The sequence below is a fragment of the Rhizobacter terrae genome, assembly GCF_003852895.1.
Lineage (GTDB): Bacteria > Pseudomonadota > Gammaproteobacteria > Burkholderiales > Burkholderiaceae_C > Albitalea > Albitalea terrae.
Window position 1 is genome coordinate 299154 of the sequence record NZ_QUSW01000001.1, and the last position, 18676, is coordinate 317829.

The following is an 18676-nucleotide window of genomic DNA, read 5'->3' on the forward strand; positions in this document are numbered from 1 at the left end:
TGTTGGAGTTAGAGAAGCACGCGGCGGAAGTCACCCAGAATCTGCACCAGATAGGCATTGAAACGAGCCGCCGCGGCACCGTCGATCACGCGGTGGTCCCAGCTTAGCGACAAAGGCAGCATCAATCGCGGCTGGAAGGTCTTTCCGTCCCACTTGGGTTCGGTGGCCGACTTGCACACGCCCAGGATGGCGACTTCCGGCGCATTGATGATGGGCGTGAAGTAGCGCCCGCCGATGCCACCCAGCGACGAGATGGAGAAGCAGCCGCCGGTCATGTCGGCGGGCCCAAGCTTGCCGTCGCGTGCCTTCTTGGCGAGATCGCTCATCTCCTGCGAGATCTGCAGGATGCCCTTCTTGTCGGCGTCCTTGATCACCGGCACCACGAGGCCGTTGGGCGTGTCCGCCGCGAAGCCGATGTGGAAGTACTGCTTGAGCACGATCTGCTCGCCGTCCAGCGAGGCATTGAACTCGGGGAACTTCTTGAGCGCGGCCACGCAGGCCTTGATCAGGAAGGCCAGCATGGTCACCTTGACGCCGGACTTCTCGTTCTCCTTGTTGAGCTGCACGCGGAAGGCTTCCAGCTCGGTGATGTCGGCGTCGTCATGGTTGGTGACGTGCGGGATGACCACCCAGTTGCGGTGCAGGTTCGCGCCGCTGATCTTCTTGATGCGCGAGAGATCACGGCGCTCGACCGGGCCGAACTTGGTGAAGTCGACCTGCGGCCAGGGCAGCAGGCCCGGGAAGGCGCCGCCCGCAGCAGCCGCCGCCGGAGCCTTCGATGCCTGTGCCTTGGTCTGCACGCTGCCGGCCATCACGCCCTTGACGAAGCCGTTCACGTCGTCCAGCGTGATGCGGCCCTTGGGACCGGAGCCCTTCACTTCCTCCAGCGGCACACCCAGTTCGCGGGCGAGCTTGCGGATGGTGGGCGATGCGTGCGGCAGGTTGCCCTTGGGTGCAGAGGGCTCATGCGGAGGCAATGCGGCGGTCGGCACTTGCTTGTCGGCGGCAGGCGCCGGACTGGCAGCAACAGCCGCCTGGGGCGCCGGAGCAGCCTGTGCGGGGGCCGCTGCAGCAGGTGCAGGCGCAGCAGCGCCACCAGCGGCTTCAACGACCGCGACCAGCGAACCCTTGCTGACCTTGTCGCCGACCTTGACCTTCACTTCCTTGACCACGCCGGCATGCGAAGACGGGATCTCCATCGAGGCCTTGTCGCTCTCGACGGTGATCAGGCTCTGCTCGGCCTTGATGGTGTCGCCCGGCTTGATGAAGATCTCGATCACGGCGACTTCGTCGAAGTCACCGATGTCGGGCACCACCACGTTGACCGGACCACCGCTGGCGGGGGCCGCAGCCGCCACGGGTGCAGCAGCAGGTGCCGCAGGCGCAGCGACCGGCGCAGCGGCGGCGGGTGCCTGGGCCGGTGCAGCGGCAGGCGCCGAAGCACCAGCGCCCCCTTCAGCCTCCAGCATCAGCAGCAACGAGCCTTCGCTCACCTTGTCGCCGATCTTGACCTTCAGCTCCTTCACCACGCCCGAAGCCGTGGACGGAATCTCCATCGACGCCTTGTCGCTCTCGACGGTGATGAGCGACTGCTCGGTCTTCACCGTGTCGCCGGGCTTGACCAGCAGTTCGATGATCTCCACGTCCTTGAAGTCGCCAATGTCCGGGACCTTCACTTCCACCAATGCCATGTTGTGTGTCTCCGCGTTTCTTCTTGCTCAGGCGTACAGCGGGTTGATCTTGTCGGCATTGATGCCGTACTTCTTGATGGCCTCGGCCACCTTCGTGATGGGCAGCGAGCCTTCGTCGGCCAGCGACTTGAGCGCGGCCACCACAATGTAGTGGCGATTCACCTCGAAGTGTTCGCGCAGCCGGCTGCGGAAGTCGCTGCGTCCGAAGCCATCGGTGCCCAGGACCTTGTAGACGCGGCCCTTGGGCATGAAGGGGCGGATCTGCTCGGCGTAGTTCTTCATGTAGTCGGTGGATGCGATGACCGGGCCGACGAACGGGTCGAGCTGTTGCGTCACGAAGGGCACGCGCTGGCGCTCGCCCGGGTGCAGCATGTTCCAGCGCTCGCAGTCCTGGCCTTCGCGCGCCAGTTCGTTGAAGCTCGGGCAGCTCCAGATGTTGGCCGCCACGCCCCAGTCCTTCTCCAGCAGTTCCTTTGCAGCGATGCTCTCGCGCAGGATGGTGCCCGAGCCCAGCAGGTTCACGCGCGGCGTCTTCTTGGCGCCTTCTTCCAGCAGGTACATGCCCTTGATGATCTGCTCTTCGGTGCCCGGCTTGAGACCCGGCATGGCGTAGTTCTCGTTGAGCAGGGTGAGGTAGAAGTAGACGTTGTCCTGCTTCTCGACCATGCGCTTGAGGCCATGGTGGAGGATCACGCCCACTTCGTGCGCGAAGGTCGGGTCATAGCTGATGCAGTTCGGGATCGTGCCCGCCAGGATGTGGCTGTGGCCGTCTTCGTGCTGCAGGCCTTCGCCGTTCAGCGTGGTGCGGCCCGAGGTGCCGCCCAGCAGGAAGCCACGCGCCTGCATGTCGCCCGCCGCCCAGGCCAGGTCGCCGATGCGCTGGAAGCCGAACATCGAGTAGTACACGTAGAACGGCACCATGATGCGGTTGTTCGTCGAGTACGAGGTCGCCGCGGCGATCCACGAGCTCATGCCGCCCGCTTCGTTGATGCCTTCCTGCAGGATCTGGCCGGCCTTGTCTTCCTTGTAGTACATGACCTGGTCCTTGTCGACCGGGGTGTACTGCTGACCTGCGGGGTTGTAGATGCCGATCTGGCGGAAGAGGCCTTCCATGCCGAAGGTACGTGCCTCGTCGACGAGGATGGGCACGGCGCGCGGCCCGAGGTCCTTGTCGCGCAGCAGCTGCGTGAGGAAGCGCACGTAGGCTTGCGTGGTCGAGATCTCGCGGCCTTCGGCGGTCGGCTCCAGCACGGCCTTGAAGGTGTCGAGGTCGGGCACCTTGAGCTGCTCGTCGGCCTTGGCGCGGCGATGCGGCAGGTAGCCGCCCAAGGCCTTGCGGCGCTCGTGCAGGTACTTCATCTCCACCGTGTCGTCGGCGGGCTTGTAGAACGGAATGCCGGCGTCGATCTGCGCGTCGCTCACGGGAATGTTGAAGCGGTCGCGGAAGCTCTTGATGTCGTCGTCCGTCAGCTTCTTGGTCTGGTGGGCGGTGTTCTTGCCTTCGCCGCTCTTGCCCATGCCGAAGCCCTTGACGGTCTTGATCAGCAGGACGGTCGGCTGGCCCTTGGTGTTCACCGCCTTGTGATACGCCGCGTACACCTTCTGCGGGTCGTGGCCGCCGCGCTGCAGGCGCCAGATGTCGTCGTCGCTCATCTTGGCGACCATCTCCAGCGCCTTGGGGTGGCGGCCGAAGAAGTTCTTGCGGACGAAGGCGCCGTCGTTGGCCTTCATGGCCTGGTAGTCGCCGTCGACGGTGTCCATCATGATCTTGCGCAGGACTTCTTCCTTGTCGCGCGCCAGCAGCGGGTCCCAGTAGCTGCCCCACAGCAGCTTGATGACGTTCCAGCCTGCGCCGCGGAACTCGCCTTCAAGCTCCTGGATGATCTTGCCGTTGCCGCGCACCGGGCCGTCCAGGCGCTGCAGGTTGCAGTTGACGACGAAGATGAGGTTGTCGAGCTTCTCGCGCGCGGCCAGGCCGATCGCGCCCAGCGATTCCGGCTCGTCCATCTCGCCGTCGCCGCAGAAGACCCACACCTTGCGGTTCTCGGTGTTGGCGATGCCGCGGGCATGCAGGTACTTCAGGAAGCGTGCCTGGTAGATGGCCATCAAGGGGCCCAGGCCCATGGACACCGTCGGGAACTGCCAGAACTCGGGCATCAGCTTCGGGTGCGGGTAGCTGGACAGGCCCTTGCCGTCGACTTCCTGGCGGAAGTTCAGCAGTTGCTCTTCGGTGATGCGGCCTTCCATGAAGGCGCGGGCGTAGACGCCGGGCGACGAGTGACCCTGGATGTAAAGAAGGTCACCACCGTGACCTTCGCTCTCTGCATGCCAGAAATGGTTGAAGCCCGCGCCGAACATCGTGGCCAGCGAGGCGAAGGAGGAGATGTGGCCGCCCAGGTCGCCGCCGTCGGCCGGGTGCAGGCGGTTGGCCTTGACCACCATGGCCATCGCGTTCCAGCGCATGTAGGCGCGCAGGCGCTCTTCGATTTCCAGGTTGCCGGGGCAGCGCTCTTCCTGCTCGGCAGGGATGGTGTTGACGTACGCGGTGTTGGCCGAGAACGGCACGTCGATGCCGGCCTGGCGGGCATGGTCGATCAGCGTTTCGAGCAGGAAATGGGCGCGCTCGCCGCCCTCATTGCCGATGACCGCCGACAAGGCGTCCAGCCATTCGCGGGTTTCCTGGGCATCGGTGTCGTTCGCTGCGGCGCCGAGGAAGGGTTCGGGCATGGCGGCCATGGCTTGTCTCCTATGGGGTGGTTTTGGCGAATGGCGCGAAGTCTCGCACAACTTTTATGGTTTTTCAAATAGTGCGAGTTGATTTCACATTATGAATTTTCTCTCTGGAGTTGCGCACCTCGTGACACGCTGCGCGGTGGACATCTTCGCCAGCAATCGATAATCCCGAGACCATGCCACCAAGCCCGAAGTTCGCCGCGACGCAGTCGAGGACACCCACACTGCCGCGTCGGCTGTTCGGCCGCTGGTGGCGGCGCCAGTCGCCCGCCCAGCAGGACCGCTTCGCCACGCTGGGCCCGCTGGTATCGGTGCTGCTGTTCCTGGCGGCCATCATTTCGGCCTTCTGGTACCTGCGAAACGAGGAGTTCGAGCGCGAGCAGGAGTCGGTCAAGCGCGACACCGAGATCGCGCAGCAGCAGATCCGGCTGCGGCTGATCGAGAACCAGGAACAACTGGTTCGCATCGCGCGCGAGATCGTCACCCGCGCCATCGACCAGGATGAATTCCTCGGCCAGGCGGCCAGCTTCACGCGCGAGCGGCCGGAGATCAACCACCTCTTCTGGATCACCCAGGGGCGCAACCGAAAGGCGGCCTACTCGGCGATCAGCTTCCACCCCGAGACCGGCCTCACCGGCGAGGAGTACGCGGCGTCGCTGCCCAAGGAGGGCAAGTCCAGCGAACCGGAAGTGGCCTTCCTCGCAGCACGCACGCTGCGTCAGCCCGTCTACACGCGGCCCTTCACCGACACCTACGGCATGCCCGTCATCCAGGTGCAGATTCCGCTCATCGACCGCAGCGCCTTCAGCGGCACGCTGGTGGCGGAGTACTCGGTCGAGGCGCTGATGCGCTACTTCGTGCCGGCGGAGGTCTCGAACCGGCACGCCATCAGCCTGGTCGACGGGCAGGAGCACGTGCTGGCCAGCACCGTCACGCCCATGCCGGGACAGAAGACCAAGCCGGCGTCCATCGTCCACGACGTGCCGGTGGCGCCGGCGGGGGACGGACTCATCCTGCGCGGCCAGGGTTACCGCACGTCCATCGGCCTCATCAGCAACACGCTGTTCTGGATGGTGTCCGCGCTGAGCGTGCTCACCGTGTGGATGCTGCTGGGCACCTGGCGCCACATGGGCCGGCGGCTGCAGATGCAAAGCGCGCTGGTCTCGGAAGCCAACTTCCGCCGCGCGATGGAAAACTCCATGCTCACCGGCATGCGCGCCATGGACATGGAAGGCCGCATCACCTACGTGAACCCCGCCTTCTGCGCCATGACCGGGTTCTCCGAAGCCGAGCTCATCGGTCGCCAGCCGCCCTTCCCGCATTGGCCGCCCGACCGCTACGAAGAGAACAACCGCCTCTTCCAGCAGGAACTGCAGGGCCGCAGCCCGGCCGGCGGCATCGAGGTGAAGGTGATGCGCAAGGACGGCTCGCTGTTCGATGCACGCATGTACGTCTCGCCGCTGATCGACCCCAAGGGCCAGCAGACCGGCTGGATGACCTCGATGACCAACATCACCGAGGCCAAGCGCATCCGCGACCAGCTCTCGGCCTCGCACGAGCGCTTCACCACGGTGCTGGAAGGGTTGGATGCGGCGGTGTCGGTGCTGTCGGTGCAGCAAGGCGAACTGCTGTTCGCCAACCGCTCGTACCGGCTGTGGTTCGGCGCCGATGCCAACGGCCACAACCTGCTGGCCGGCGAAGACCCCGGCCTGCCGCGCCTCACCGAGAGCGACGACAACGTCGACAGCTTCGGCGGCCTGCCCGCGCAGGAACTGACCGAGGCCGGCTCCGACCCGCGCGAGGTCTACGTCGAGTCGCTGAAGAAGTGGTTCGACGTGCGCTCGCGCTACCTGCAATGGACCGACGGCCGCCTGGCGCAGATGCTCATCGCCACCGACATCACCGCCCGTCGCCAGGCCGAAGCCATCGCCGCCAGCCAGGCCGAGAAGGCGCAGGTCACCAGCCGCCTGGTCACCATGGGCGAGATGGCCTCCTCCGTCGCGCACGAGCTGAACCAGCCGCTGACGGCCATCACCAACTACTGCAACGGCATGGTCACGCGCGTCAACAACGACGCGATCAAGAAGGAAGACCTGATCGCCGCGCTGGAGAAGACCTCCAAGCAGGCGCAGCGCGCCGGGCAGATCATCCACCGCATCCGCAACTTCGTGAAGAAGAGCGAGCCACAGCGCCAGCCCTCGCAGGCACGCACCATCGTGGAAGACGCGGTGGAGCTGGCCAGCATCGAGCTGCGCCGGCGCAACGTGGCCATCCACACCTACGTCGCGCAGCGGCTGCCCACGCTGATGGTGGACCCCATCCTCATCGAGCAGGTGGTGCTCAACCTGCTCAAGAACGCGGCCGAGGCGATCGACATGGCGCACATGCCGCCGGCACGCCGCAACATCGAGCTGCGGGTGGTACCGAGGCATACCCCGGAAGAAGGCGGCGTGATCGAGTTTTCCGTCACCGACATGGGCCCGGGCATCAAGGAAGAAGTCATCTCCCGGCTGTACGAAGCCTTCTTCTCGACCAAGGCCGAAGGCCTGGGGATCGGCCTCAGTCTGTGCCGGTCCATCATCGAATCCCACCGGGGGCGTATCAGGGCGCAGAACCTCTACAATGGCGCCTCCGTCGTGGGCTGCAGTTTCACCTTCACGCTGCCTGTCGAGACCACCCGGACCGATCCTCTTTCAACCTCTAACTCTGCTGTCACTTCATGAGCTTGATCCCGAAGAAAGGCACGGTCTATGTCGTCGATGACGACGAGGCGGTTCGCGATTCCCTGCAATGGCTGCTCGAAGGCAAGGACTACCGGGTCAAGTGCTTCGACTCCTCGGAATCCTTCCTCTCCCGTTTCGACCCGCGTGAAGTCGCCTGCCTGATCGCGGACATCCGCATGGACGGCATGAGCGGCCTGGAACTGCAAGACCGCCTCCTAGAACGCCGCTCCCCGCTGCCCATCGTCTTCATCACCGGCCACGGCGACGTGCCCATGGCGGTGAGCACCATGAAGAAGGGCGCGATGGACTTCATCGAGAAGCCCTTCAAGGAAGAAGAACTCCTGAACCTGGTGGAGCGCATGCTCGACCAGGCCCGTGCCGCCTTCAGCCAGCACCAGGAAGCCGCCAGCCGCGACGCCCTGCTGTCGCGCCTGACGACCCGCGAAGCGCAGGTGCTGGAGCGCATCGTCGCCGGCCGCCTGAACAAGCAGATCGCCGACGACCTGGGCATCAGCATCAAGACGGTGGAGGCGCACCGCGCCAACATCATGGAGAAGTTGAACGCCAACACGGTGGCAGATCTGCTCAAAATCGCGCTTGGCGCCCAGGCCAAGGCTTGATTCGATCTCCCACGCAAAAGGCCGCCAAGAGCGGCCTTTTGCTTTTCTGACTTTGCATCGAAGGACACCCGCATGACTGCCCAACTCATCGACGGCAACGCCCTGGCCAAGAAGATCCGCGCCGAAGTCGCCGAGCGCGCCGCCGCCCTCACCGCCCGCGGCAAGCAGCCGGGCCTGGCGGTCATCCTGGTGGGCGACGACCCGGCCTCGCAGGTCTACGTCAAGCACAAGGTCAACGACTGCGAGACCAGCGGCGTGCGCTCGGTGCTCGACAAGTACGAGGCCACGCTCTCCGAAGCGGCGCTGCTGGCACGCATCGAGGAGCTGAACAACGACCCGACCATCCACGGCATCCTGGTGCAGATGCCGCTGCCCAGGCACATCGACCCGCAGAAGGTCATCGAGACCATCTCGCCGCTGAAGGACGTGGACGGCTTCCACGTGCAAAGCGCCGGCGCGCTGATGGTGGGCCGCGCGGGCTTCCTGCCCTGCACGCCCTACGGCTGCATGAAGCTCATCGAGACCACCGGCCTGAGCCTCAAGGGCAAGAACGCGGTCGTCATCGGCCGCAGCAACACGGTGGGCAAGCCCATGGCCATGCTGCTCTTGCAGGCCAACGCCACCGTCACCATCTGCCACAGCAACACCGCCGACATCGGCCAGTACACGCGCCAAGCCGACGTGGTGGTGGCCGCGGTGGGCCGACGCAACGTGCTGCGCGCGGACATGGTCAAGCCCGGCGCGGTGGTGATCGACGTGGGCATGAACCGCAATGACGAAGGCAAGCTGTGCGGCGACGTGGACTTCGCCGGCGTTTCCGAAGTGGCCGGCTGGATCACGCCTGTCCCCGGCGGCGTGGGGCCCATGACCCGTGCGATGCTGCTCGTGAATACCATCGAAGCTGCGGAACGCGCAGCGTCCGGCGCGGTCTGACCCTGCGACTCAAGGAGGTGAGCTGATGTCCAACCCGCTGCTGAACACCGACGGCCTGCCGGCCTTCGACCAGATCCGTCCCGAACACGTGGAGCCCGCCGTCGAGCTTCTGCTCAAGCAGGCCGACGAGGCGCTGGAACGCGCCGTCGGCGCAGACACACCGGCTGACTACGACGCCCTGTCTGCCGTGCTGGACGTGCCTGGCGAGCGCCTCAAGACCGCCTGGGGCGCGGTGGGCCACCTCAACGCCGTCGCCGACACGCCCGAACTGCGCGCCGCCTACACCGCGGCGCTGCCCAAGGTCACCGAGACCATGAGCCGCCACGCCGCCGACGAGCGGCTGTACGCGAAGTACAAGGCCGTGCACAACGCCCCCAGCGCCGCCCAGCTCAGCGCGCCGCGCAAGAAGGCCTTGTCCAATGCCATGCGCGACTTCGTGCTGGCCGGCGCCGAGCTGCAAGGCGAGGCCAAACAGCGCTTCCAGCAATTGCAGGAGCTGCAGGCGGACCTGTCGCAGAAGTTCTCCGAGCACGTACTGGACGCCACCGACAGCTACACCTGCGACGCCACCGAGGCCGAGATGGCCGGCGTGCCCGACGACGTGAAGCAGGCGGCCCGCGCCGCGGCGCAAGCGGCTGGCAAGGACGGCTACCGCATCACCCTGCACTTCCCGAGCTACTTCCCGGTGCTGCAGTACGGCGACAACCGCGCCCTGCGCGAGACGCTGTACCGCGCCAACGTCACGCGCGCCAGCGAATTCGGCAAGCCCGAGCTGGACAACTCCAGCGTCATGCGCGAGCTGCTCAAGCTGCGGCAGGAGGAAGCCAGGCTCCTGGGTTACGCCAACTTCGCCGAGGTCTCGCTCGTGCCCAAGATGGCCGACACGCCCAGGCAGGTGCTGGACTTCCTGCGCGACCTTGCCCGCCGCGCCAGGCCCTTCGCCGAGCGCGACCTGAAGGAGCTGCGAGACTTCGCCCGCGACGAGCTGAACCTGCCCGACCTCCAGGCCTGGGACATGGCCTACGCCGGCGAGAAGCTCAAGGAAGCCCGCTATGCCTTCAGCGACCAGGAGGTGAAGCAATACTTCACCGAGCCCAAGGTGCTCGATGGCCTGTTCCGCATCATCGAGACGCTGTTCGAAGTGGCGATCCGCCCCGACACCGCGCCGGTGTGGAACCCGAACGTGCGCTTCTTCCGCATCGAGCGCGCCGGCGAGCTGGTGGGCCAGTTCTACCTCGACCCCTACGCCCGGACGGGCAAGCGGCCTGGTGCGTGGATGGACGACGTGAAGGGCCGCTGGGCTCGCCCCGAAGGCCAGCTGCAGACACCCGTCGCCCACCTGGTGTGCAACTTCACGCCGCCGCTGGAGGGCAAGCCCGCCCTTCTCACGCACGACGAAGTCACCACCCTCTTCCACGAGTTCGGCCATGGCCTGCACCACATGCTCACGCAGGTGAGCGACGTGGGCGTGGCCGGCATCTCCGGCGTCGAGTGGGATGCGGTGGAGCTGCCCAGCCAGTTCATGGAGAACTTCTGCTGGGAGTGGGACGTGGTCAAGCGCCTCACCGCCCACGTGGACACTGGCCAGCCGCTGCCGCGCGAACTGTTCGACCGCATGCTTGCGGCGAAGAACTTCCAGAGCGGCCTGCAGACGCTGCGCCAGGTGGAGTTCGCGCTCTTCGACATGCGGCTGCATTCGGAGCCCGGCAGCGAAGATCGCATCCAGCAAGTGCTCGATGAAGTGCGCGCCGAGGTCTCCGTGTTCCCGCCGCCGGCCTTCAACCGCTTCCAGAACACCTTCTCGCACATCTTCGGCGGCGGCTACGCGGCCGGCTACTACAGCTACAAGTGGGCGGAGGTGCTGAGCGCCGATGCGTGGGGCGCCTTCGAGGAGTCCGCAGAGAAGGGCGGCACCGTGCTGGACGTGGCCACTGGCCGCCGCTATCGTCAGGCCGTGCTCGAAGCCGGTGGCAGCCGCACCGCGATGGAAAGCTTCAAGGCCTTTCGCGGCCGCGAGCCCACCATCGATGCGCTGCTGCGGCATCAAGGCATGGCGTGACTTTGTTCTCGAACTGCACGTTCGCTTACCGGATTCGTCGCTTAGATTCCGAGGTTTTGGAGCTGACCATGAACAAGACTGCCCGAACCCTTGTCGCCGTGCTGTCCGCCGCGGCCTGCACGGCGGCCCTGGCCCAGTACAAGGTCATCGGGCCGGACGGCAAGGTGACCTACACCGACACGCCGCCGCCGCTGAACTCGGGGTCGAAGATCACCCGCCTGGGCGAGAACCCGAGCGTGGTGTCGCAGGCCTCGCTGCCCTACGAACTGCGCCAGGTCGCCCAGAAGTACCCGGTCACCCTCTACGCGCTCAAGACCTGCGACCCGTGCGATGCCGGGCGTGCCTACCTGCGCGGCCGTGGCGTGCCCTTCGTCGAGAAGCTGGTCATCACCGGAGAAGACGGCGAGGCGATGCAGCGCATCACCGGCGGGCGCGATGCGCCGACCATCTCCATCGGTGCGCAGGTGCTGCGCGGCTTCTCCGCCGACAACTGGGGTTCCTACCTCGACAACGCCGGCTACCCGCGTGAGTCGAAGCTGCCGACGAACTACCAGTTCCCCGACGCAACGCCGCTGACCGAGCCGGCGCCGCCGCCTGAGAAGAAGACGGCCAAGCCCGCTGTGCAGCAGCAACCGCAACCGGTCCAGCCGGTGCAGCAGCCCACGCCGGGCAACATCAAGTTCTGATCGGCTTCAGTGGCCGGAGGTCGGCGCCAGGCGCCGCGCCGGCACGCTGCCCGCACCCACGGCCGCGCCCATCACCCAGAACAGCGTGGCTGCGCCAATGGCTGTCCCGGCAAGACCGAACAGCAAGGGCATCAAGGTGCTGGACATGTTGAGTGCCATCGAGCGGAACGCGATCGCCTCGCCATGCCGGTGCTCCGGCGTGATGTGATGCAGCATGGACATCACCATCGGCTGAACCGACCCCAGCGCGAGTCCCAGCAGCCCGGCACAGCCGGCCATCAACCACGCCGAGTGAACGAACGGGTACACCGCGAAGATGGCTGCCACCGAGAGCATGGCGCCTGCAACGACTTGCGCTTCGGTCAGGCGGTGGGCAATGAAGGGGATGACGAAGCGAACGCTGGCCACCGACACCGCGAACACCCCCAGGATGCCGCCGATGGCCGAGGCGCTCAGCCCGCGTTCGTGGCCGAGGATGGGCAGCAAGAAGGTGTGCACATCCCAGCTCGCCGAATGCAGCCAGTTCACGAGCAACAGATGACGCAAGGCGGGTGAGCGCAGCAGGTCCCACGAGGTGCCTGCCCGTTGAGCTTGCACTGTTTGCACCGGTGTCTCGCGCGGCACGAAGCGCGAGAACAGCAGCGAGGCCAGGGGCATCAGCATCAGGACGCCGAACGCGGCGCGGAAGCCGACATGGTCGATCACGGCGCCTGCCGTCACCGGGCCGAGGAAGTTGGCCAGTGCCGGCGCCAGGCCGAGCCAGCTGAACACCCGCATGCGCTCGGTGCTGTCCACCGCCATGCGGCCCGCGGTGCGCTGGATGGTGATGAGGCCGAAGTTGGTGCCGGCCCCGGTGAGCATCGCAGCGGCGCACATCGCGAGGTACTGGCTGGAGAGCGCAGCGATCAGGCCGCCGCTCACAGACAGCCCCACTGCGAGGTACAAGGGCCGGTGGTATCCGTAACGATCTGCCATGCGCCCGGCCGGCAGCGCGAGCAAGACGGGGCCAGCGGCAAACAAGGCCATCAGCACACCGACGGCGCCGGGCCCGAGCTTCTGGTGCAAGGCCTGCAGCGGTGCGGACATCCGCACCCCGGCCATGCAGGAATGAAGGCTGATCTGCCCGAGGATGAGTGCCAGCAGCGGACGCGAAAACCTCAAGCCGTCTCCTCATCATCCTGCGCGAGTTCGGATGCATCGGCGCCGATCCCCGGCAGCAGCACCTGCGCGCGCGATTCGGGCAAGGCCTCCACGCCGCGCAGGCTGCGTGCCATCGCGCGGGTGCGGACCTCCGCCTGCTCGATGGTCTTGGTGGTCTCGTCCAGCTTCTTCTTGGTCTTGGCAAGCACGTCGCCAAACTTGGCGAATTCGGTCTTCACCGCGCCCAGCACCTCCCACACCTCGGCGCTGCGCTTTTCCAGCGCCAAGGTGCGAAAGCCCATCTGCAGGCTGGTGAGCGTGGCCAGCAGCGTGGTGGGACCCGCCAGCGTGATGCGGTGCTCGCGCTGCAGCGCCTCGACGAGTCCGGGACGGCGCAGGGCCTCGGCGTACAGGCCTTCCGTGGGAACGAAGAGGATGCCGAAGTCGGTGGTATGCGGCGTGGCGATGTACTTCTCGCGGATGGTCCGCGCCTCGGCACGCAGCCGGGTCTCGATCGCCTTGGCGGCCTGGTCCACGCCCTCCTTGTCGGCGCGCTCATGGGCTTCGAGCAGGCGCTCGTAGTCGTCGCGCGGGAACTTGCAGTCGATGGGCAGCCACACGGGCAGGCCGTCGTCGCGGCGGCCGGGCAGCTTGATGGCGAAGTCCACGTAGGTTCGCGAGCCGGGGATGGTCTCGACGTTGCGCTCGTACTGCTCGGGCGTGAGCACCTGCTCAAGCAGGCCCGCCAGTTGCACCTCGCCCAGCGTGCCGCGCGTCTTCACGTTGTTGAGCACCCGCGAGAGCGAACCCACGTCGCGCGCGAGCGTCTGCATTTCGCCCAGGCCCTTGTGCACCTGCTCCAGCCGGTCGGCCACCTGCTTGAAGCTTTCGCCCAGGCGCGCTTCCAGCGTGGCGTGCAGCTTCTCGTCCACCGTCGCACGCATCTGCTCGAGCTTCTGCTCGTTGCCCTGCTGCAGCGTGGTCAGGCGTTGCTCGACCGCCGTGCGGACTTCGCCGATGCGCCGCTCGTTGGCTTCGGACAGGGCACGCAGCTGCTCCGACATCGCATCCGAGAAGCGCTTGAGCGCCAGGTCCTGCGCCTCGCGCGAGGCCTGCGCCTGCACCGTCTGCGCGCCGGCCGATGCCTGCAAGGCCTGGCTCACCGCGGTCTGCATGGCGGCCAGCTGTGTGCGGAAGCTGTCGATCTGCTCGTTCTGCGTGCGGGCGACGTCACCTTGCTGGTTGAGCAGCGTCTGCTGGAACATGCCCAATGCGTTGCTCAACTCGACGCGCGTGCCCTGGGCACTGCGGTTCACCTCGTCGCGAAGCTCGCGCTCCAGGCGTTCGTGGCTGATGCTCAGCAACTTCTGGGTGGCGTCACCTTCGTCCCGCGTGGGCCGGACCCTGGCCAACATCCACAGCAGCAAACCCAGATTCAGGACAAGTGCGAGGAGGATCAGCCAAGTCAGCCAGTTCATCCCGCCATTGTCTCAGCCTGCGCGATGCCACGCCCCAACTCGGGTACTGGCGGTGCGATCTGGCGCTCGATGCGGTCGAACGCGAACTGCACGATGAGCGCAAGCGCCGCCGAGGGCAAGGCGCCTGCGAGCATCATGATGGTGTCGTTGACTGCAAGCCCCGCGACGATGCGCTCGCCGAATCCGCCCGCGCCGATGAAGGCGGCCACCGTGGCCGTCCCGACGTTGATGACGGCCGCCGTCTTGATGCCTGCCATCACCATCGGCCGGGCCAGCGGCAGTTCGACGTGGCGCAGGCTCTGGCGCCGGGTCAGTCCCAGCGAGAGCGCCGCATGACGCATCGCCGGGCCCACGCCCTGCAGTCCTGCAAAGGTGTTGCGCACGATGGGCAGCAGCGCATACAGGCACAGGGCCAGCACGGCCGGCACGAGGCCGATGCCGCCGACGATGGCGATCAAGAAGGCCAGCAGCGCCAGCGAGGGCACGGTCTGGAGCACGCCCGTGACGGCGAGCACCCAGGGCGATGCGCGGCGCCACCAGAACGCGGCGATGCCCAGCGGCACGCCGACCAGCACGGCGATCAGCAGCGAGCCGAAGACCAGCAGCAGGTGCTGTCCGAGCAGGCGGGCGAAGTCATCGGCGAAGAGCTTGTGCCAGAAATCGGGGGAGACGCTCTTGCCAAGGGAGGCATCGCCCTTCACAAAACGCCGGGCAGCCTCCGCAAAGCTCAGTCCATCGAGTTCCACCTGCGCGTTCAGCGCGATCATGGCCTTCTCGTCGATGCGTCCTTCCAGCTTGCGCAGCGGCGCCGGATCCACATGGCTTCGCATCAGCAGCACGGCGTCGTACTTCGGAAAGAAGTTGAGGTCGTCCTGGAGCACGCGCAGGGCGTAGCGGCCGACCTTCGCATCCGTCGAGTAGATGTCGATCACGTCCACGCGGCCGGATGCGATCGCATCGTAGGCAATGCCGTGGTCGATGCCGCCACTGAGCTGCATGGGCAGCTTGTAGGCCGCTTTCAATGCTGGCCATCCGTCGGCCCGTGCGAGGAATTCGTGGGAAAGGCCGAAGCGCAGGGCCGCAGCCTGCGGCTTGAGCAGGTCCGAGATCTTCGAAACCCCCAGCTGCGCCGCCTTGGCCTCGGGCATCGCCAGCGCATAGGTGTTGTTGAAGCCCAAGGGCACGGCCGCCTTCAGGCCGCGCGGCGCGAGCCATTCGTTCAACTGCGCGAGGGTGGGGTTGCCGTCCTTCTTCAGCAGCTCGCGAACGATGGTGCCGGTGTACTCCGGATACACATCGACCGCCCCCGTGGCCAGGGCCTGTTCGAGGATGCCGGTGTTGCCCAGCCCCTGCTTGTGCTCCGCCTCGATGCCAGCGTCCTGCAAGGTCTGCCGCACGATCTCGCCGAGGATGTAGGACTCCGTGAAGCGCTTGGAGCCGATGACGATGTGCTGTGCAGCGGCGGCCTCGGCGACGCAACCACCAAGGGCCAGCGCGCACACCAGCCAGCGGCGCCAGCTCATGCGCGGAGCACTTCCGGGTTGATGGGAGACGGCGGATTGCCGGCGTTCGGCCCGAAGCCCAGCGCCGCGATCAGGTTGTCTGCCGCCAGGTCGGCCATCGCGCGGCGCGTGGCCACCGTGGCGCTGGCGATGTGCGGCGTGAGCACGACGTTGGGCACGCGCAGCAGGCCGGGGTGCACCTTGGGCTCGCCTTCGAAGACGTCGAGGGCGGCCGCGGCGATCTGCCGGCTCTCCAGTGCCTGCGCCAGCGCTGCGTCATCCACCACACCGCCGCGCGCGACGTTGGTCAGCGAGGCAGTGGGCTTCATCAACGCCAGCTCCGCCGCACCGATGGCGTGGTGCGATTCCTTCGAATACGGCACCACGATGACGAGGTGATCGCTCTCGCGCAGCAGCGTGGCCTTGTCGACGTAGCTCGCCTTGCATTGCGCCTCGACATCGGCGGCCAGCCGCGACCGGTTGTGATAGATCACTTTCATGCCGAAACCCAGCGCCCCGCGCCGCGCGATGGCCTGCCCGATGCGGCCCATGCCGAGGATGCCCATGGTTGCGCCGTGAATGTCGCTGCCCACGAACATGTCGTAGGACCATTTGCTCCACTCGCCGCGGCGCAGGTAGTGCTCGGACTCGGCGATGCGGCGCGCCGCGGCCATCATCAGAGCGAAGCCGAAGTCCGCGGTGGTTTCGGTCAGCACGTCCGGGGTGTTGGTGCACAGCACGCCGCGCGCCGTGCAGGCCGGCACGTCGAAGTTGTTGTAGCCCACGGCCATGTTCGACACGACCTTGAGCTGCGGATTGGCATCGAGCACCTCGGCATCGATGGTCACGCTGCCGGTGGTGAAGGCGCCCACCTTGCCCTTCAGCCGCTCGATCAGCTCGGGTTTGGTGAAGGCGCGGTCACCCGGGTTCGACTCGACCTCGAACCACGTCTTCAGCCGCTCCACCACCTCGGGGAACACGGCCCGGCACACCAGCACGGAAGGCTTGCTCATTCCAGGAACCTCGTGAAACCGGCGACGGGCTCTCGGGCCGTTTCCAGCTTGTTTTCAATGGCATCGGGGTCGGCGAATCCCATCGACATGCCGCACACCAGCATCTCGTTCGCGCCGGCGCCGAGGTGATCCATGATGATGCGGTGGAACTGCGTGAACGCCGCTTGCGGGCAAGTGTCGAGCCCGCGGGCACGCGCCGCGACCATGATGCTTTGCAGGAACATGCCGTAGTCCAGCCAGCTGCCTTGCTGCATCACGCGGTCGATGGTGAACATGAGTCCCACCGGTGCGTCGAAGAAGCTGTAGTTGCGGCCGTGCTGGTCGTGCATGCGTGCCTTGTCGGTCTTGCCGATCTGCAGCAGGCCGTACAGGTCCCAGCCGATCTTGCGGCGGCGATCAATGAAGGGCGAACGCCACTCGGTCGGGTAGTAGGCGTACTCCTCCTTGTGGGTCGACAGCTCCTCGGGGTCGTCATAGGCCGCGAGGATCTTGCGCGACAGCGCCGCCTTGGACTCGCCCGTGAGCACGTAGACGTTCCACGGCTGCGTGTTGGTGCCAGAGGGCGCGCGGGATGCGACGGCAAGAATCTCCTCGATGGTCTCGCGCGGTACCGGCGTCGGAAGAAACGCCCGGATGGAACGGCGCGACGTGATCGCCGCGTCGACCGATGCTTTGTCGATGGTGCTCATGGTGTATTGACCTGCAGCCGTTGCAGGGCGCCAAGGAAAGGTTCGGGCAAGGCCGTTGGCCGCCGCGAGTCGCGGTCGACATAGACGTGGATGAAGTGTCCCTTCGCCGCCGTCATCGGCTCGCCCTCGGCGAAGAGCCCGATCTCGTAGCGCACGCTGGATCCGCCGATGCGTGCCACGCGAATGCCGGCATCGACCTTCTTCGGAAATTCGATGGGCGCGAAGTAGTTGCAATGCGTCTCGACCACGAGGCCGATGACCGCGCCGCGGTGGATGTCCAGCACACCGGAGTCGATGAGGTAGCCGTTCACCGCGGTGTCGAACAGGCTGTAGTACACGACGTTGTTGACGTGGCCGTACACGTCGTTGTCCATCCAGCGCGTGGCGATCTGCGTGAAGTGGCGGTAGGCCTCGCGGCCTTCGGCTTGGGGACGTTCACTCATGCGCCGTATTGTTCCATCCAGACCAGCTTCTCAGCGCCTCGCGCAGCGTGTTCGTCTGCACCGCCACGGTGTCTTCGATGACGCGACCGTAGCCGCCCGCCATGGAGATGGCCACGGGGACGCGACGTTCGCGCGCAGCCTCGAGCACGCGGCGGTCACGCTCGGCCAGGCCTTCGGTGCTGAGCTTCAGCCGTCCGAGGCGATCGCCCTCGTGTGGATCGGCACCGGCCAGATAGAAGATGAGGCCGGGCGGCTTGTCACTGTGGTGACGCCAGAGGGCGCGCATCGCACCGTCCAGCGCATCGAGGTACTGGGCATCGCGGCAGCCGTCGGGCAACTCGACGTCCAGGTCGCTCGCCTCCTTGCGGAAGGGAAAATTCCTTTCGCCGTGCAGGGACAGCGTGAACACCGTGGGGTCGTCCTGGAAGATGGACGCGGTGCCGTTGCCCTGGTGCACGTCCAGGTCCACCACCGCCACGCGCAGCAGGCTGCGGTGATGGCGGTGCCATTCAGCCTGCATCAGCCGCGCGGCCACCGCCACGTCGTTGAAGACGCAATAGCCGCTGCCCTTGTCCGCATAGGCGTGGTGCGTCCCGCCGGCCAGGTTCGCTGCGACCCCTTCGTGCAAGGCCGTCCGCGCCGCCGCGATGGTCGCCCCAACGGAACGCCGAGAACGCTCCACCATGCGCGGCGTCCAGGGAAAGCCGATCTCGCGCTGCTGGGCCTCGCTCAGGAGCCCTTCGCAGACCGAGGTCACGTACAGCGGCGTGTGGGCCAGCGCCAGTTCGCCGTCGCTGGCCACCGGCGCCTCGTTCAGGCGGATGGCCGGCAGCAGCTCCTGCACGGCCTCGCGCAGGAGCTTGTACTTGCCCATCGGGAAGCGATGCCCCTGCGGCAGGGGCAGGACGAAATGGTCGGAGGTGAAGGCATGCACCGGGCGATTGTGTTCATCCCTGCTTCCGCAAG

General features: G+C 66.4%; 14 protein-coding genes. 5 read left to right on the forward strand and 9 right to left on the reverse strand.

Annotated elements, in window-relative coordinates:
• Positions 1 to 8: 8 nt before the first annotated feature.
• Positions 9 to 1691: a dihydrolipoyllysine-residue acetyltransferase gene (gene aceF / locus DZC73_RS01395; RefSeq protein ID WP_124538409.1), complete on the reverse strand. Its 1683-nt coding sequence runs from the start codon at positions 1689 to 1691 to the stop codon at positions 9 to 11.
• 27 nt (positions 1692 to 1718) lie between these two features.
• Positions 1719 to 4427 carry a pyruvate dehydrogenase (acetyl-transferring), homodimeric type gene (aceE, locus tag DZC73_RS01400; RefSeq protein ID WP_124538410.1) on the reverse strand — a complete coding sequence of 903 codons (2709 nt, stop codon included), beginning with the start codon at positions 4425 to 4427 and terminating at the stop codon, positions 1719 to 1721.
• 173 nt (positions 4428 to 4600) lie between these two features.
• Here aceE and DZC73_RS01405 point away from each other — a divergent pair, with 173 nt between their 5' ends.
• From DZC73_RS01405 to DZC73_RS01425, 5 genes are all read left to right on the forward strand, one after another.
• A complete protein-coding gene (locus DZC73_RS01405) occupies positions 4601 to 7147 on the forward strand; it encodes a PAS domain-containing sensor histidine kinase (protein ID WP_124538411.1) in 2547 nt (848 codons plus the stop codon).
• Positions 7144 to 7767, forward strand: a complete 624-nt coding sequence (locus DZC73_RS01410) for a response regulator transcription factor (protein WP_124538412.1) — start codon at positions 7144 to 7146, stop codon at positions 7765 to 7767. Before DZC73_RS01405 ends, DZC73_RS01410 begins: the two co-directional genes overlap by 4 nt.
• Positions 7768 to 7839: 72 nt before the next feature.
• Entirely contained in the window at positions 7840 to 8700 is an 861-nt protein-coding gene (gene folD, locus DZC73_RS01415) for a bifunctional methylenetetrahydrofolate dehydrogenase/methenyltetrahydrofolate cyclohydrolase FolD (protein ID WP_124538413.1), read from the forward strand.
• 25 nt (positions 8701 to 8725) lie between these two features.
• The gene (locus DZC73_RS01420; RefSeq protein WP_124538414.1) at positions 8726 to 10759 is read left to right on the forward strand and encodes a M3 family metallopeptidase; all 2034 of its coding nucleotides are present in this window, start codon (positions 8726 to 8728) and stop codon (positions 10757 to 10759) included.
• Positions 10760 to 10827: 68 nt separating this feature from the next.
• Positions 10828 to 11445 (forward strand): glutaredoxin family protein, encoded by a 618-nt coding sequence (locus DZC73_RS01425; protein WP_124538415.1) that lies wholly within the window; start codon positions 10828 to 10830, stop codon positions 11443 to 11445.
• A 6-nt stretch (positions 11446 to 11451) separates the two neighbouring features.
• Here DZC73_RS01425 and DZC73_RS01430 read toward each other — a convergent pair whose 3' ends face one another.
• From DZC73_RS01430 to DZC73_RS01460, 7 genes are read right to left on the reverse strand one after another with little or no spacing between them, the layout of a single operon-like run.
• Entirely contained in the window at positions 11452 to 12606 is a 1155-nt protein-coding gene (locus tag DZC73_RS01430; RefSeq protein WP_235834949.1) for an MFS transporter, read from the reverse strand.
• Positions 12603 to 14063, reverse strand: a complete 1461-nt coding sequence (locus DZC73_RS01435) for a DNA recombination protein RmuC (protein WP_124538416.1) — start codon at positions 14061 to 14063, stop codon at positions 12603 to 12605. Before DZC73_RS01435 ends, DZC73_RS01430 begins: the two co-directional genes overlap by 4 nt.
• Entirely contained in the window at positions 14060 to 15586 is a 1527-nt protein-coding gene (locus DZC73_RS01440) for an ABC transporter permease/substrate-binding protein (protein ID WP_124538417.1), read from the reverse strand. Before DZC73_RS01440 ends, DZC73_RS01435 begins: the two co-directional genes overlap by 4 nt.
• On the reverse strand, positions 15583 to 16578 hold the full coding sequence (locus DZC73_RS01445; protein ID WP_124538418.1) for a 2-hydroxyacid dehydrogenase: 996 nt from the start codon (positions 16576 to 16578) through the stop codon (positions 15583 to 15585). The genes DZC73_RS01440 and DZC73_RS01445 overlap by 4 nt, the downstream gene beginning before the upstream one ends.
• Positions 16575 to 17267, reverse strand: a complete 693-nt coding sequence (locus DZC73_RS01450) for a nitroreductase (protein WP_124538419.1) — start codon at positions 17265 to 17267, stop codon at positions 16575 to 16577. Before DZC73_RS01450 ends, DZC73_RS01445 begins: the two co-directional genes overlap by 4 nt.
• Positions 17264 to 17710 carry an acyl-CoA thioesterase gene (locus DZC73_RS01455; RefSeq protein ID WP_124538420.1) on the reverse strand — a complete coding sequence of 149 codons (447 nt, stop codon included), beginning with the start codon at positions 17708 to 17710 and terminating at the stop codon, positions 17264 to 17266. The genes DZC73_RS01450 and DZC73_RS01455 overlap by 4 nt, the downstream gene beginning before the upstream one ends.
• Positions 17703 to 18644, reverse strand: coding sequence for a histone deacetylase family protein (locus DZC73_RS01460; RefSeq protein ID WP_124538421.1), 942 nt, complete (start codon positions 18642 to 18644; stop codon positions 17703 to 17705). Before DZC73_RS01460 ends, DZC73_RS01455 begins: the two co-directional genes overlap by 8 nt.
• Between the last annotated feature and the right edge of the window lie 32 nt (positions 18645 to 18676).

Coding starts and splice junctions, on each gene's coding strand:
- aceF (WP_124538409.1), bottom strand. CDS start 1,691: ATGGCATTGGTGGAAGTGAAGGTCCCGGACATTGGCGACTTCAAGGAC.
- aceE (WP_124538410.1), bottom strand. CDS start 4,427: ATGGCCGCCATGCCCGAACCCTTCCTCGGCGCCGCAGCGAACGACACC.
- DZC73_RS01405 (WP_124538411.1), top strand. CDS start 4,601: ATGCCACCAAGCCCGAAGTTCGCCGCGACGCAGTCGAGGACACCCACA.
- DZC73_RS01410 (WP_124538412.1), top strand. CDS start 7,144: ATGAGCTTGATCCCGAAGAAAGGCACGGTCTATGTCGTCGATGACGAC.
- folD (WP_124538413.1), top strand. CDS start 7,840: ATGACTGCCCAACTCATCGACGGCAACGCCCTGGCCAAGAAGATCCGC.
- DZC73_RS01420 (WP_124538414.1), top strand. CDS start 8,726: ATGTCCAACCCGCTGCTGAACACCGACGGCCTGCCGGCCTTCGACCAG.
- DZC73_RS01425 (WP_124538415.1), top strand. CDS start 10,828: ATGAACAAGACTGCCCGAACCCTTGTCGCCGTGCTGTCCGCCGCGGCC.
- DZC73_RS01435 (WP_124538416.1), bottom strand. CDS start 14,063: ATGAACTGGCTGACTTGGCTGATCCTCCTCGCACTTGTCCTGAATCTG.
- DZC73_RS01440 (WP_124538417.1), bottom strand. CDS start 15,586: ATGAGCTGGCGCCGCTGGCTGGTGTGCGCGCTGGCCCTTGGTGGTTGC.
- DZC73_RS01445 (WP_124538418.1), bottom strand. CDS start 16,578: ATGAGCAAGCCTTCCGTGCTGGTGTGCCGGGCCGTGTTCCCCGAGGTG.
- DZC73_RS01450 (WP_124538419.1), bottom strand. CDS start 17,267: ATGAGCACCATCGACAAAGCATCGGTCGACGCGGCGATCACGTCGCGC.
- DZC73_RS01455 (WP_124538420.1), bottom strand. CDS start 17,710: ATGAGTGAACGTCCCCAAGCCGAAGGCCGCGAGGCCTACCGCCACTTC.